This window comes from Bartonella harrusi (genome assembly GCF_024297065.1).
Lineage (GTDB): Bacteria > Pseudomonadota > Alphaproteobacteria > Rhizobiales > Rhizobiaceae > Bartonella > Bartonella harrusi.
Genome location: NZ_CP101114.1, coordinates 747,137 through 762,664, shown reverse-complemented (window position 1 = coordinate 762,664; position 15,528 = coordinate 747,137). Strand labels below are relative to the sequence as shown.

At 37.3% G+C, this 15,528-nt stretch carries 10 protein-coding genes; 6 read left to right on the top strand and 4 right to left on the bottom strand.

All coding sequences use genetic code 11. The annotated features are described in order from the left end of the window. The first annotated feature begins 198 nt into the window (after positions 1–198). The 4 genes from purL (at position 199) to NMK50_RS03420 (ending at position 4,483) form a co-directional block, all read left to right on the top strand. On the top strand, positions 199–2,409 hold the full coding sequence (gene purL / locus NMK50_RS03435) for a phosphoribosylformylglycinamidine synthase subunit PurL (RefSeq protein ID WP_254770887.1): 2,211 nt from the start codon (positions 199–201) through the stop codon (positions 2,407–2,409). Positions 2,410–2,469: 60 nt separating this feature from the next. Further along, positions 2,470–2,703, top strand: a complete 234-nt coding sequence (locus NMK50_RS03430) for a BolA/IbaG family iron-sulfur metabolism protein (RefSeq protein WP_254770886.1) — start codon at positions 2,470–2,472, stop codon at positions 2,701–2,703. 98 nt (positions 2,704–2,801) lie between these two features. After that, a complete protein-coding gene (grxD, locus tag NMK50_RS03425) occupies positions 2,802–3,134 on the top strand; it encodes a Grx4 family monothiol glutaredoxin (RefSeq protein WP_254770885.1) in 333 nt (110 codons plus the stop codon). 92 nt (positions 3,135–3,226) lie between these two features. Beyond that, the gene (locus NMK50_RS03420) at positions 3,227–4,483 is read left to right on the top strand and encodes a multidrug effflux MFS transporter (RefSeq protein ID WP_254770884.1); all 1,257 of its coding nucleotides are present in this window, start codon (positions 3,227–3,229) and stop codon (positions 4,481–4,483) included. 73 nt (positions 4,484–4,556) lie between these two features. Here NMK50_RS03420 and parC read toward each other — a convergent pair whose 3' ends face one another. After that, complete coding sequence (parC, locus tag NMK50_RS03415) at positions 4,557–6,806, bottom strand: DNA topoisomerase IV subunit A (protein ID WP_254770883.1); 2,250 nt, start codon at positions 6,804–6,806, stop codon at positions 4,557–4,559. Between the two features lie 850 nt (positions 6,807–7,656). Then, on the bottom strand, positions 7,657–9,450 hold the full coding sequence (gene aspS, locus NMK50_RS03410; RefSeq protein ID WP_254770882.1) for an aspartate--tRNA ligase: 1,794 nt from the start codon (positions 9,448–9,450) through the stop codon (positions 7,657–7,659). 134 nt (positions 9,451–9,584) lie between these two features. Here aspS and rnd point away from each other — a divergent pair, with 134 nt between their 5' ends. After that, the gene (gene rnd, locus NMK50_RS03405; protein ID WP_254770881.1) at positions 9,585–10,739 is read left to right on the top strand and encodes a ribonuclease D; all 1,155 of its coding nucleotides are present in this window, start codon (positions 9,585–9,587) and stop codon (positions 10,737–10,739) included. A gap of 499 nt (positions 10,740–11,238) precedes the next feature. Here rnd and ppx read toward each other — a convergent pair whose 3' ends face one another. Both ppx and NMK50_RS03395 read right to left on the bottom strand, forming a co-directional pair. Next, positions 11,239–12,750 carry an exopolyphosphatase gene (ppx, locus tag NMK50_RS03400; RefSeq protein ID WP_254770880.1) on the bottom strand — a complete coding sequence of 504 codons (1,512 nt, stop codon included), beginning with the start codon at positions 12,748–12,750 and terminating at the stop codon, positions 11,239–11,241. A 6-nt stretch (positions 12,751–12,756) separates the two neighbouring features. After that, entirely contained in the window at positions 12,757–14,937 is a 2,181-nt protein-coding gene (locus tag NMK50_RS03395) for an RNA degradosome polyphosphate kinase (RefSeq protein WP_254770879.1), read from the bottom strand. A 327-nt stretch (positions 14,938–15,264) separates the two neighbouring features. Between NMK50_RS03395 and NMK50_RS03390 the strand changes: the two genes are divergently transcribed. After that, complete coding sequence (locus tag NMK50_RS03390) at positions 15,265–15,513, top strand: zinc-finger domain-containing protein (protein WP_254770878.1); 249 nt, start codon at positions 15,265–15,267, stop codon at positions 15,511–15,513. The last annotated feature ends 15 nt before the right edge of the window (positions 15,514–15,528 follow it).

The following is a 15,528-nucleotide window of genomic DNA, read 5'->3' as shown; positions in this document are numbered from 1 at the left end:
ATGGTATTTCTTTTAACATACAAAAAATATTCAAAAACTATTTCTCATTTTTAAATTCACGCTGCAAATAACCAATATTTCAGTGGATGTTTTATGAACTTCTGTCTTATCAAACCACCAAAACACTTAAAACTTGAGCTGTTGGATTTAAAATAATAAAAATGCTAAATTTCAATTAATTGAACGGGTAAAGTCCTCATGAATCCTTGCAATAATATCGTCATTACACCAGAATTAATTGCCCAACATGGCTTAAAAGATGATGAATATCAACGTATTCTCACTTTAATTGGAAGAGAGCCAACATTTACTGAACTTGGAATTTTTTCTGCCATGTGGAACGAACATTGTTCCTATAAATCATCTAAAAAGTGGCTTAAAACTCTCCCAACAGAGGGAAAATGTGTCATTCAAGGACCTGGTGAAAATGCTGGCGTTGTTGATATTGGTGAAGGCCAATGTGTCGTTTTCAAAATGGAAAGTCACAACCATCCCTCTTACATTGAACCTTATCAAGGTGCGGCAACAGGTGTAGGAGGTATTTTACGTGATGTCTTTACCATGGGAGCCCGCCCTGTTGCAGCTATGAATGCCTTGCGCTTTGGATCTCCTAACCACCCACGAACACGCCATCTTGTTTCTGGTGTTGTTTCTGGAATCGGTGGCTATAGCAATTCTTTTGGTGTTCCAACGGTTGGTGGAGAAATAAATTTTGACGAGCGTTACAATGGCAATATCCTTGTTAACGCTTTTGTCGCTGGTATTGCGAAAACAGACTCTCTTTTTTATTCCAAAGCACAAGGCGTAGGGCTTCCTGTTGTTTATCTTGGAGCCAAAACAGGACGTGATGGCGTTGGTGGAGCAACAATGGCTTCCACCGAATTTGATGATTCAATCGATGAAAAACGCCCAACCGTTCAAGTCGGTGATCCTTTTACAGAAAAGTGTCTTCTTGAAGCTTGCTTAGAACTCATGGAACTTAGAGCTGTTGTTGCTATTCAAGATATGGGCGCTGCGGGGCTAACATCATCTGCGGTTGAAATGGGAGCAAAAGGAAATTTAGGAATAGAGCTTAACCTTGATAAAGTACCTGTTCGTGAAGAACATATGACCGCCTATGAAATGATGCTTTCCGAAAGCCAAGAACGCATGCTTATGGTGCTAAAACCAGAATTAGAAAAACAAGCAGCGGCAATTTTTCATAAGTGGGGGCTTCACTTTTCTATTATTGGAAAAACAACAGATGATTTGCGTTTCCGTGTATTGCATCAAGGAGAAGAGGTCGTCAATCTTCCCATTAAAGAGCTCGGTAATGAAGCACCTGTTTATGATCGCCTTTGGAGTGAACCAAAAAAACAACCAACGCTTAAAATAGAAGATGTTGAGAGAGTTGAAAATCTTGGTAATGCACTCATTAGCTTATTAAATTCTGCTAATCAAAGTTCACGGCGATGGGTTTATGAACAATATGATACGCTTATTCAAGGAAATACTCTTGTTCATCCAGGAGGTGATGCAGGAATCATTCGCATAAGCAACAGTGACAAACGCGCTCTTGCTTTTTCTTCTGATGTTACACCACGCTATTGTGAAACTGATCCTTACGAAGGAGGGAAACAAGCTGTCGCAGAATGCTGGAGAAATATCAGTACAACAGGTGCAATACCACTCGCAGCGACAGACAATCTTAATTTTGGTAATCCTGAAAAACCAGAAATTATGGGACAATTGGTATTCGCCATTAAAGGCATAGGTGAAGCTTGTAGAATTCTCGACTTCCCTATCGTCTCAGGCAATGTTTCCCTTTATAATGAAACCAATGGAGAAGCAATCCTTCCCACACCAACCATCGCTGGTGTAGGGCTTCTTGACGACTGGTCCAAAATGGTAACAATCAATGGTATGCAAAATGGAGATAGTATTGTTTTAATTGGAGAATGTGGCTCTCATTTGGGACAATCAATCTACGCACGTCACATTTTGAATATTGATAAAGGCGCTCCCCCCCATGTAGATTTACAGCTTGAAAAAAAGCATGGTCAATTTGTTCGAGATGTTATTCATCGCGGTTTTATCCATGCCGCTCATGATCTTTCTGATGGAGGATTAGCCATTGCACTTGCAGAAATGATCATTAAAGCAGGGAAAGGAATTAAAGCCAAATTAAGCAACAAAGTACCGCATCATGCAGAGCTTTTTGGAGAAGATCAAGGCCGTTATCTCTTAGCCATCAAACCTCATGCTCTCGATCAACTTAAAGAACTTGCACAAGTAAGCGCTATTCCTTTCACAGAGCTTGGTATAGTTGAAGGGAGTTCTCTCAGTATAGATGAAGTATTAACTCTTTCAGTAGAAAAACTTACAAAAGCCTATGAAAGTTGGTTTCCACAATTTATGGGTGAAGAATAAAGAGTTATTTGTCTCCCTTAATATGCTACCTTTCTTAAAAGTAAATAAAGGAGAATAATCATGGCAATGAGTGCCCATACAATTGAAACGCTTATTCGTGAAGGTATTCCCGACGCAACTGTAACAATTCGGGATCTCACTGGCGATGGAGAACACTACGCCGCAGAAGTTATTTCCGAAAGTTTTCGCGGTAAAAGCCGTGTTCAGCAACATAAAATGGTCTATGATGCTCTTAAAGGCAATATGGGAAATGACCTTCATGCTTTAATGCTACAAACAAATATTCCCAAATAATCTAAAATTTCTTCTTGCATTCAATCACTGAATACGATTACAAAATAACCTGAACGTAAATACACGCTTACAAAAATCTGCAATATCGAGGAAAAGAGATGAACGCTGTTCATGATTTTATTGACAATGAAATTAAAAAAAATGATGTCATTTTATTCATGAAAGGAACACCCGATGCTCCACAATGCGGATTTTCAGGACAAGTTGTTCAAATCCTTGACTATCTAGGAGTAGAATATAAAGGGATTAATATCTTAGCTTCTAACGAAGTGCGTCAAGGAATCAAAGATTATTCAAATTGGCCAACGATTCCACAACTCTATATCAAAAGTGAATTTGTTGGAGGCTGTGATATTGTTAAAGAAATGTTCCAAAATAATGAATTGCAAGAACTGCTAAAAGAGAAAGGCATTTCTTGCAGTAAATTATAGAGATCTCTTAAAGTAGATTTTTTATTCTTTTATAGAGTTGTGTTCAGTTGTAGCGCTGTGTTCAGTCGAAGTTTTTATTTCAAGGATGCCATATGTCATACTCAATCGACGAACAAGAGCATAGTAATACAATTAGAGAAAGAATTGGCTATAAAGAATTTGTTATTCTCATTGGTGCACTCATGGCTATCAATTCTATAGCCGTTGATATCATGCTTCCAGCCATGCCAGATATTTTGAACAGTTTAAATGTCATCAATGAAAATGATCAACATTATATCATCTCTGGTTATCTGATAAGTTATGGCATCTCACAAATATTTTTTGGTCCCATAAGTGATCGGTATGGACGTCGTAAACTTATTCTCATTGGCCTTGCATTTTATTCCTTTACGGCCATTGGTTGTGCTTTTGTCTCTCATTTTTCTCTATTGCTTATTTTGCGTATTTTACAAGGTATAGGAGGAGCGGCTATGCGCGTGCTTACCGTTTCTGTTGTACGCGATCTTTATAATGGTCGAAAAATGGCAGAAGTTATGTCTATTGCTATGATGGTTTTTCTTATTGCACCCATGATTGGACCGGCAACAGGACAATTCATTTTATTATTTGGAAACTGGCAGATTATTTTTATCGTCATGGCCATTATTGCTTTTGCGCTGATGATTTGGATTCAACTGCGCTTGCCTGAAACTCTTTACAGACAACGTTCTCTTTCCTTTTCTTCAATCAAACATAACTTGTGGGTTGTCATCACCAATCGGACAACACTTTGCTACACACTAGCAACTTCTATTATTTTAGGCTGTATTTTTACTTCTGTTAATACATCGCAACAAACATATGAAGGGATTTATAATCTAGGACTCTGGTTTCCAATCGCCTTTGCTGTCGGTGCTGCTTTTCAAGCTCTATCATCATTCTTTAATTCTCAATTTGTTGGACGTCTTGGCATGCGGCGTATCGCCCATACGATGCTTTTACTCTTTTGCATCACTTCATGTATTTGGTTTATTGGTTCTCTCTTAACAAATGGCGTTATGCCTTTTCCCCTTTACATGCTGTTATTTTGTATATTGATGTTTGCCTGCGGCGGCATTATGGCCAATTTCAACACGCTTGCTCTCGAATCTGTCGGTGAAATTGCTGGAACAGCATCTTCTGTCTCTGGTTTTCTTCAAACATCTATCGCTACCAGTCTTGGCTTTTTTATTGCACAACAATTTGATGAAACAACAATACCCAATTCAGCAGCGTTTTTCTTTCTCAGCCTCATAGCCATTCTGCTCGTTTTATATGCCGAACGTGGACATCTTTTTAGACCTCATCATCATAATCCTAATGAATAGATGCTGCTATGAAAAATGAATAACACTGTTGTGATAAGAAACATGTAATTTAAAAAATTAAGTTTCTATAAATTCAGTTGGTAAACTTTCCTGATTTTGGAAAACCCTTTGGTACCAAACGTCCACTTCCTGCACGCATTCCCATCCATTCAATGAGATCATCAGCTTGACGATTAAAGCAGCGTTCAGCCGTATCTTGCCAACTTAAACCTTCTGATAAATTAAAAGTTTTTGCATCAACAATGCCCCCCTCTTTGTAACGTTGTAAACGAACACCTTTACCGCGAATCATTTCTGGGATTTGTTCAATAGCAAAAACAAGCATTTTGCGATTTTCACCAACCACTGCAATATGATCCCCTTTTACCGGAACACAAAGCTTTACTTTATCAGGAGACTTCACATTCATAACTTGCTTACCTTTTCGTGTATTAGCAATGACTTCCGATGCTGATACAATAAAGCCATTTCCATGAGAGGAAACTAACAGAAGTTTTTCCTGTGCATTATAAACAAAAGCAGTCAAGACATCGTGTTCATCATCCATATCCACTAAAATACGAATTGGTTCACCATGTCCTCGCCCTCCAGGCAAATTATTTGCAGAAATAGCAAAAAACTTTCCACCAGTACTTATCACCATAATTTTATCTGTGGTAAATGCTGGAAATGCTATCTTTAAGCCATCCCCTTCTTTAAAGGAGAGTACTTTGTAATCACTTAAATGTCCTTTCAAAGCACGCATCCAACCTTTTTCAGAAATAACAATCGTTACCGGCTCTTTTTCAATCATCGCTTGGTGGATATCATCAATATCATGCCTTGGTGCTTCTTCAAATGTTGTACGCCTTTTTCCTAAAACCGTATCAGGACCAAAAGTTTTGCGAATTTTTATAATTTCTTCTGAAATTATTTGCCATTGCTTAGCATGAGAGGACAATAAATTTTGCAATTGTTCTTTTTCAGTTTTCAAACTTTCAAATTCTTTACGAATTTCAAACTCCTCAAGCTTCCGTAAAGAACGTAAGCGCATATTAAGAACAGCTTCCGCTTGATTTTCCGTTAATTCAAAACGACTGATAAGTTCTTTTTTCGGTTCATCCTCTTCACGAATAATATGAATAACCTCATCAAGATTTAAATAGGCGATAAGATAGCCATGGAGAATTTCTAATCGGCGATCAATTTCTTGAAGTCGATAAGTAGAACGACGAATCAAGACTTCTTGACGATGTTCAAGCCATTGCTGCAAACTTTCCCGCAGAGAGAGAACATTTGGTATTCTTCCCAAGGACAAAACATTAAGATTAAGAGGAAATCTTATTTCAAAATCAGTCAATTTAAAAAGAGACTCCATAAGAAGCTCAGGATCAATTGTACGATTTTTGGGAATAAGCACAATGCGAATATCTTCTGCCGATTCATCTTGAATATCTTCCAGCATTGGTAATCGCCGAGCAAGCAATAATTCCGCTGTTTTTTCAATAAGGCGTGATTTTTGAACTTGATAGGGAATTTCAGTAACAACGATGACATAAGAACCACGGTTGCCGATCTCCTGATGCCAACGTGAACGTAACCGAAAAAAACCACGCCCAACACGATAGGATTCTTCAATACTTTTTTTCGGCTCAACTAAAATACCCCCTGTTGGGAAATCAGGACCAAGCACGAACTGATTCAATTCCTCATCATTAACATCGGGATGAGCAATCAAATGGAGCGCGGCATCACAAAGTTCAGCAACATTATGAGGGGGAATAGATGTTGCCATACCAACAGCAATACCAGATGAACCATTTGCTAAAAGATTAGGAAAAGCTCCCGGTAAAACAGCGGGTTCTTCATCTTCCTCATTATAGGTTAAACGAAAATCAATAGCATTTTCATTAATCCCTTCAAGCAACAATGCAGCCACTTCAGTCATACGTGCTTCCGTATACCGCATAGCAGCAGCATTATCACCATCAATATTCCCAAAATTGCCTTGTCCATCAATCAAAGGATAACGCACAGCAAAACTCTGAGCCAAACGCACTAAGGCATCATAAATAGATGCATCACCATGCGGATGAAATTTTCCCATGACATCACCAACAATCCGTGCACATTTCGCATAGGACTGCCCAGGATGAAGTTTGAGCAAACGCATAGCATGGACAATCCGCCTATGCACTGGTTTCAAACCATCACGCACATCAGGCAATGCACGGTGCGTAATAGTAGAAAGTGCATAAGCCAAATAACGCTCCTGTAAAGCAGAACGTAATTCTATTGGTTCGATATGTTCTTTATCAAAAGGTAAATTCATTTCATCAGACATAATGTGAGGACAACAATTCACAAAATAATAAGCAATTATTCTATAAGATTTTTCCAGTGAATTTTCTATAAGTCGACTATTTTTATTAAAAATCGACTATATAAAAAAACATCACGATTAAAACATGAACAGAAAATTATATCAATTTGAAAAGTTGATACATGCGTTTTATAATTCAATTGACTAATAGACGAAAACACTTGATGTGTTAATTTAAAATTTCTTTGAAAAAAGAATGAAATATCGTCTTTAAGAACAACCAAAAGTAACAAATACACCAAAAGAAAGTAATCAATAGATTTATCAAACCTATAATGATTGACACTTTCAGAATATATAGAAAATCTAAAAAATAATATTATTGCTCATTTAAATCTGGCACATAATGAGACGGGATACACGAAAAATATGAAATAATTTTTTCCTGAAGACAAGAAAAACTATTTTAAAACAAATTATTATCAATAATAATTCTATCAGTATTTTAAGTACAAACCTTCAAAAGAAAACCCTACAGCATTTTTTTGAAAATCTGCTCATAAATGCGTTCTCTAACCTTATATTTTAATTAAATACACGTATTGTATAAACACGCAATTCAATTTTTATATGATAAAATTCACAAAGCATTTAAAGCTTATAAAACCCAACCTCCTAGAATATATAATCTTTAGCCACAGTGCGTTATTTTTTTAACATTAAGATAGCAGGCTATTTCTTCTCGTTCTCCCAAGTTAAAAAACTGAAACAAAGCATATATCATAAGCTTGCTATAAACAACACATACCAATACGATTTAAAGACCCTAAAGCCTTACTGTAGATAAGAATGCTAACAACACACCATTGATTTATGAACCATTCTTAACAGCAGGAGCAATTCGTATCCCTAAATCACGTAATTGTTGAAGAGAAACATCAGATGGAGCACTCATCAAAAGATCGAGCGCTTGTTGATTCATAGGAAATAAAGCAACCTCACGTAAATTTTTAACACCTTGCAAAAGCATAATAATACGATCAACGCCCGCAGCCATACCACCATGCGGTGGCGCCCCATAGTGGAACGCACGATAAAGAGCACCAAAACGATCTTCCACGATTTCTTTAGAAAGACCAGCAAGATTAAAAACTTTAAGCATCATTTCTGGTGAATGATTACGGATTCCACCGGATGCAATCTCATAACCATTACAAACAAGGTCATACTGAAAAGCCTTAAGAGTAAGAGGATCTTGGCACGCAAGAGCATTTTCTCCACCTTGAGGCATAGAAAAAGGATTATGTGCAAAATCAAGCTTTTTCTCATCTTCATTCCATTCAAAAAATGGAAAATCAACAATCCACGCTAAAGAAAAGCATTGCAAATCAATAAGGCCTAATTCTTCCCCTACCCGTGTACGTGCTGCTCCTGCAAAAGAAGCAAATTTCTTTGGATCTCCTGCTACAAAAAAGCAAGCATCACCACTTTCAAGATCAAGCTGCATACGGAGCGCTTCAGTTCTTTGCTCACCAATATTTTTGGCAATAGGACCAGCTCCTTCAAACTTTCCTTCTTCTTCACGCCAGAAGATATAACCGAGTCCCGGTTGCCCCTCACCTTGTGCCCACCCATTCATACGATCACAAAAAGCGCGGCTTCCTCCTGTCTTAGCCGGAATAGCCCACACCTGCGCATTCTCATCGTTTGCCAAAATTTGAGCAAACACTTTAAAACCAGAATCATAAAAATGCTGTGAAACATCTTCCATAATAATTGGATTGCGTAAATCAGGCTTATCAGTACCATATTTTCTTACGGCTTCATCATAAGAAATACGAGGAAAGCTTTGTGTTACAGATTTTCCATTTGCAAACTCTTCAAAAAGAGAACGCATAATGGGTTCCATTGTTACAAAAACATCTTCCTGTTCAACAAAACTCATTTCAACATCTAATTGATAAAACTCTCCAGGAAGACGATCAGCCCTTGGATCTTCGTCTCTAAAACATGGTGCAATTTGAAAATAACGATCAAAACCCGACATCATCAATAACTGTTTGTACTGCTGAGGCGCTTGTGGCAATGCGTAAAATTTTCCCTGATGAATACGACTTGGAACCAAAAAATCGCGTGCACCTTCCGGTGAAGAAGCTGTCAAAAGTGGTGTCGTAAATTCCGTAAAACCATTATCCTGCATAGAGCGTCTGATAGCAGCAATCACTTCAGTACGGCGCATGATATTCTTGTGCATAGTTTCACGACGTAAATCAAGAAAACGATATTTTAATCGAATATCTTCTGGATAATCAGGCTCACCAAAAACAGGGAGAGGAAGTTCATCAGATTTCGAAAGAATTTCCACCTCTTGTGCAAAAATTTCAACCTCCCCTGTTGGAAGAGATGTGTTAATCACTTCATCAGAACGCGCTGACACTTCCCCATCCACACGAATGACCCATTCAGAACGCACTGTTTCAATAATTTTAAAAGCTGGTGAAGCAGGATCAGCGACAATCTGTGTGATTCCAAAATGATCACGTAAATCTACAAAAAGGATTCCGCCATGATCTCGAACGCGATGAACCCATCCCGAAAGACGAACCTTTTTTCCTACATCAAATTTACGAAGAGCAGCACAATGATGACTGCGATAACGATGCATAGTTTTTGCCTTTTATTATAATTTCATATGCGCTACAAACGCTTTTTAATAACCGTTTGTCAAGATATGAGGATAAAGACTCGAAAAAAAAGTCAATAAAAGACAAATTTAATTTATCTAGCTATAATAAAATAATGATGAATCTTATTACACAAACAACAGATCTTGAAATTGCCATTGCTGCTTTACGTAACTCAGATTTTGTAACAGTAGATACTGAATTTATCCGCGAAACAACGTTTTGGCCTCAACTGTGTTTAATTCAGCTTGCATCACCAGATGTCACACTGCTGATTGATCCAAAAGCACCAGATATTAATTTACAAGCATTTTTTGATCTCATGGTCGATAAAAAAATCATCAAAGTTTTTCACGCTGCACGTCAAGACATCGAAGCTATTTATCATCTTAAGGGCATCATTCCCTATCCTCTTTTCGATACGCAAATCGCAGGCTCAATTTGCGGATTTGGTGATTCTATCTCCTATGATCAAATTGTACAACGCTGCACGGGGCATCAAATTGATAAATCATCTCGTTTTACAGATTGGGGTTACCGCCCTCTTTCCGAAAAACAACTCCTCTATGCACTTGCCGATGTAACCCATCTAAGAGACGTTTACTTCTTCTTAAAAAAGCAATTAGAAAAAAACCAACGCACTCACTGGATGGATGATGAAATAGCAATTCTCTTAAATCCAAAAACTTATGATATGCCCGAAGATGAAGCATGGAAAAAAGTAAAAGGCAAAGTAAAAAAACTGCGTGAACTTGCCGTATTACAAAAAATAGCCGCTTGGCGTGAACGCAAAGCACGGAAATATAATATCCCACGTCGTCATATCATGAAAGATGAATGTCTTATCGAAATTGCGACCCAACAACCAAAGGATGAATCTGCTTTAAAACGTTTGCGCAGTCTAAATAAAAATTGGGATAAATTTTCCAACACACAAACATTAATCAAAGCTATCCATGAAGGATTGGAGATCGATCTTGCTACCTTACCTCCCCTTCCTAAATATAATCCACTGGGTGAAACATCAACGGCTGTTATTGAGCTTCTCAAAGTCTTATTAAAGCTCGTTGCGAACGAAAACGGTATTGCACCTAAAATTATTGCAACTTCCAATGATTTAGAAAAAATTGCAAATGGCTGTATAAAGAAAAAGATCCCTGCTATGAATGGTTGGCGCTACGAAATATTTGGTCAAAAAGCTGAACAAATGCTCAAGGGCCAGATAGGGTTTTATTTTCATGATGGGAAAATAACAACTAAACAGTTTTAATTTACAAAAAACAACCATTTGCATATTGCATACTGTGATTATCGTCATACAAGTCTTCTAACGAAGCTTATATGTCTCATGTAATATAAAAAGTTAATGGAAAATCAAAAAGAGAAAAATGAGCAAGCGACTTACTAAGTTGGTTTTATTTAAAGAAGAGAGAAGAGCTTTCATTAAATTTTAAGGACTCCTATTTTGAAAAATTCTTTACACTATCATACCATCCATATTTTCAATGAACTGAAAGATGCTCCCCAAACAATAATGAAATCTTAACAACAAAAAAAACTTTCAATTTTAAAGAGCAATAGATTTTTTATAAACATAGCCTGTTGTATTTAAAAATTGCAGCTTAGCGTAAAAAGAAAAGTAAGGAGATATAATATTCTACATAGAATACCATAAAAATTAAATGCTTTATGAAAAGAACAACTCAATAAGTCAAAAATAGAACTGTAGAGCGGTCAAAACACATAAACCTAATATAGTAGAAAGAGAATCAGAAAGTTTCAAAAGAAAGAGGCAATTTTATTATTTTTGATAATTTTTTGAGACGCGTGAGGGGGCGTTCCCCTAATAAATCAACATAACGCCTTGGAACACACAAAACAATATGATCTGTCTTTTTATGCCATGAAAAATGGGGTAAAATTCCAGCGGTAGACGCGCTAAAAAGATGAGCAAGACGCATGATCTCACCAAGAATGTGTGCTCTCTCAATTATACTTCTGCTTGCTAATTGAAAAAGAGGTATGGATTCTGCATCAATCAACAACCCCTTATTGCGAAAAAAAACCGCCAGCGCAGCATAAAGGCGCCCCTCATGAGAAATTCCCGGATAAGATCCCAATGCGATCCGATGAGCCGCTTCATTGCCTCGATAATCTGGATGTATACGCCAACCAATATCCGCAAGAAGACAAGCTGCTTTACGGTAACGACATTCATTTTCAGTCTCTGAAATTCCAAAAACATCAAAAGCATTGGTAGTGAAATCAATAAGTTCTTCTGCCTGCTTTGGTGAGCGCGCTCGTAGAATAGCCATTTCAGTGCAAGCAGCAATGAGAGGATCTGAAACACGAATCTCTTGTGGCAATTTTGAATAAAGAAAACCTTCGCGAACTCCAGCTCCAGAAAAGATTATTTTTTCAAATCCCATAGACTGAATGAGCTCAATAAGAACAATCGCTCCATAAGATAAGAGTTGACGGCGATTTTTTGAAACAGCTGAAATCTCTTTCATATTATCGATACTGCCACTCACGACAAAACGTAAGAAGTCCTTCATTTCAACAGCATCAACTTCATAACCATGCATAACAGGTAACGGATAATGTTTTGTTACCATATGAAGTTTTGCCAAATTACGCCAAGTTCCTCCTACTGCGTAAAAACAACGCGCCATACCTTTACGAATAACAGCAGCTTTAGCAAAATGCTCATGGACAATTTTTGTAGCAACCGCAATATCATTATTGGACATATATTGTAGTCGTAAACCACCTAACGGCAGAGTTATGCCCTCACCTACATGAGAGTTATCAATATTAATGAGTTCAAGACTTCCACCACCAAGATCTCCACAAATACCCTTTGGTTGATAAAAAGTAGAAATAACCCCATATGCTGAATAAAGAGCTTCCTCACTTCCTGAAAGAAGATATATTTTATTTTGCAAAATATTTTCCGCATTTTGAATAAATGCTGATCCGTTTTTAGCTTCCCTCGCTGCTGCTGTTGCTAATGTATAGATATCTTCTGCTCCAATCTGTCGACAAAGTGCACGAAACCGTTTTAATGCTCGCAAAGCCATTTTCATGGATTTTTCTTCTAAAAATCCAGTTTCTGCTACACCTTGACCAAGACCACAGAGAACTTTTTCATTAAATAAGACTGTAGGTGAACGAACAAAACCTTCATAAATAACAAGTCGAACAGAATTTGAACCAATATCGATAACAGCGACAGGTTTACACCCTTTCAGTCGGCCCTGGGCATTTATATATGTCATGGGATTTCAGTCTTTACGCAATTTGGCATACTGCCGATGCAACGCAACCAAATGCGAAGCAGAAGACTCAAACGTTTCCTTCCACCCTAAAAGACCTGCTTTGGCCATAAAATACTCCTGCGCATTAAACGGACTTTCACCTCTTTGTGGTGTTATACGTCTTGATGTTCCACTGTTTAGTATATCAAAGCTTTGTTGATTATCAATAATATTAGCAAGCATAATTTGTAAAAGAATATGCTTACGAACCATTTTATTAACAACTGGTACCAGTATTTCAATACGATGATCGAGATTTCGAGGCATCATATCAGCCGATCCCAAATAAACAACTGCACTTTCATTGGGCAGATCTTGACCATTCCCAAAACAAAAAATGCGACTATGTTCTAAAAACCGCCCTACAATTGATTTTACACGAATATTATCTGAAATTTCTGGAATATCAGGACGCAAACAGCATATGCCTCGCACCACCAGATCAACCTGCACACCCGCTTGACTAGCACGATATAAAGCATCAATAATTTCAGGATCAACCAATGCATTAACTTTCATCCAGACAGCAGCAAACAATCCCTGTTGTGCATTAGTAATTTCTTTTTCAATATGCTGAAGAATACGACTCCGCAATGTTAAAGGAGAAAAAGCAATCTTCATTGCTTTATTTGGACGTTTATATTGAGCAATATAATTGAACAATAATGCAACATCATGGGCAATATCATCATCAGTAGTAAAAAAAGAAAGATCGGTATAAACCTTGGCATTCACTGGATGATAATTTCCAGTGCCAAGATGAACGTAAGAACAAAGACGTTTTCCTTCACGCCTCATAATCAATGACATCTTAGCATGTGTTTTTAATGCAATAAAACCAAAAAAAACGTGCACACCTGCGTGCTCAAGATCACGTGCCCAACGAATATTTGCTTCCTCATCAAAACGTGCTTTAAGTTCTACCAAAGCCGTCACAGATTTCCCCTTTTCAGCAGCTTCAATCAAAGCGCTAACAATGGGGCTATCATTTGATGTGCGATAAAGGGTTTGTTTGATTTCTATAACATCAGGATCGCTAGCAGCCTGACGTAAAAATTGCACAACAACATCAAAGGATTCATAAGGGTGGTGAATGATCATATCATTTTCACGAATAGCCGCAAAGCAATCACCATTATGTTTCCGAAGATATTCAGGAAAACGAGGATTATAAGGTAAAAATTTTAAGTCATCACGTGGAATAGATACAACTTCTGACAGCATATTAAGCGCCAATAATCCATCAAGAACACTCATGCAATTATCAGGAACAGAAAGAGCATCGGTTATAAATTGGCATAAACCCTTTGGCATTTTCGCATCAAATTCAACGCGAATAACCTGCCCACGGCGGCGTCTTTTCAGAGCATTTTCAAAAAAATGAACAAGATCTTCAGCCTCTTCTTCCACTTCAATATCACTATCACGAATCACTCTAAATGTCCCCATTCCATCAACTTTATAATCAGGAAATAGACGGTTGATAAAAAGGCTCATAACATCTTCACAGGCAATAAAACGAAAGTGATTGCCTTCTTGAGGAAGAAGAATAAAACGCTTCAAGTTCACTGGAACAGGTAACAAGACTCTATGGGTATGTTGATCAACGCACCGCGACAATTGGAGAGCAAGTGAAAGCCCTAAATTAGGGATAAAGGGAAAAGAATGAGAGGAATCAAGAGGGAAAGGTTTTAAAACAGGATAAATTGTCTCAAAAAAATATTGTTCAAGCCATGATTTTTCACTTTCTGAAAGTCTCTCAGAACCAACAATTTCAATATCATTCTGTCTTAATTCGTGATCTAAAATACGCAGTTCTTGTAATTGATGAAGCTGTAAACGTGAAATTTCACCTAACACAAAATCAAGTTGCTGCTGTGGTGTGCGCCCATCTGCGCTACATGTTGTAATTCCATCACGAATTTGAGCAGCAAGGCCAGCAACACGAACCATAAAAAATTCATCAAGATTTGCTGCTGAAATCGAAAGAAATTGAAGGCGTTCTAGTAAAGGATGCTTTGTATTTGCAGCTTCCATCAATACACGAGTATTAAATTGTAACCATGAAAATTCTCTATTAATAAACCGCATCGAACTTTTCATTGTTATATCCGATAGAGTAATCTGATCTTCAACCCTCTGTTTCATATATTCTAGCTAATCTTTCTCTATACTTTCTAAGCCCATGATTGATCACTTTCTCATAGAACACTTTATGATATGTTACTGTAATAATAACATATTCAACTGATCAATTTTTCCTATGTTATTTGCATGTAAACTTGCAAAGTACTTGAAAATATTCAAGTGCACAAAATACTAAAAATACGGTAACGAATATGAGTAATAAAAAGATCTTTGGTTTATCTTAAAAAGCACCTTGCATTGTTATAAGCTTTATTACAAACTCATACATGTAAAATAAACAACCCAAGTCATATCTGATTTAAGCAATTTATTCGGAGCTTGTCTATCATGGCCGATCACAACATTCCCCACTTCCAAAATGATCTCGGATATAAAACAATCGAAATTGGTGTAAAAGAGTTCATGTGTGTAGGCGCAACACAACCATTCGATCATCCTCATATTTTTATTGATATGGGATCAATGGATGAAAAAATCTGCCCTTATTGTTCAACACTTTATCGCTATAATTTCTCATTATTGTACGATCAAACAAATCCACCCGGATGTTTATACCATCCAAACAATGCATTATAGCGCATTTTCTGCTCT

Coding starts and splice junctions, on each gene's coding strand:
- purL (WP_254770887.1), top strand. CDS start 199: ATGAATCCTTGCAATAATATCGTCATTACACCAGAATTAATTGCCCAA.
- NMK50_RS03430 (WP_254770886.1), top strand. CDS start 2,470: ATGGCAATGAGTGCCCATACAATTGAAACGCTTATTCGTGAAGGTATT.
- grxD (WP_254770885.1), top strand. CDS start 2,802: ATGAACGCTGTTCATGATTTTATTGACAATGAAATTAAAAAAAATGAT.
- NMK50_RS03420 (WP_254770884.1), top strand. CDS start 3,227: ATGTCATACTCAATCGACGAACAAGAGCATAGTAATACAATTAGAGAA.
- parC (WP_254770883.1), bottom strand. CDS start 6,806: ATGTCTGATGAAATGAATTTACCTTTTGATAAAGAACATATCGAACCA.
- aspS (WP_254770882.1), bottom strand. CDS start 9,450: ATGCATCGTTATCGCAGTCATCATTGTGCTGCTCTTCGTAAATTTGAT.
- rnd (WP_254770881.1), top strand. CDS start 9,585: ATGATGAATCTTATTACACAAACAACAGATCTTGAAATTGCCATTGCT.
- ppx (WP_254770880.1), bottom strand. CDS start 12,750: ATGACATATATAAATGCCCAGGGCCGACTGAAAGGGTGTAAACCTGTC.
- NMK50_RS03395 (WP_254770879.1), bottom strand. CDS start 14,937: ATGAAACAGAGGGTTGAAGATCAGATTACTCTATCGGATATAACAATG.
- NMK50_RS03390 (WP_254770878.1), top strand. CDS start 15,265: ATGGCCGATCACAACATTCCCCACTTCCAAAATGATCTCGGATATAAA.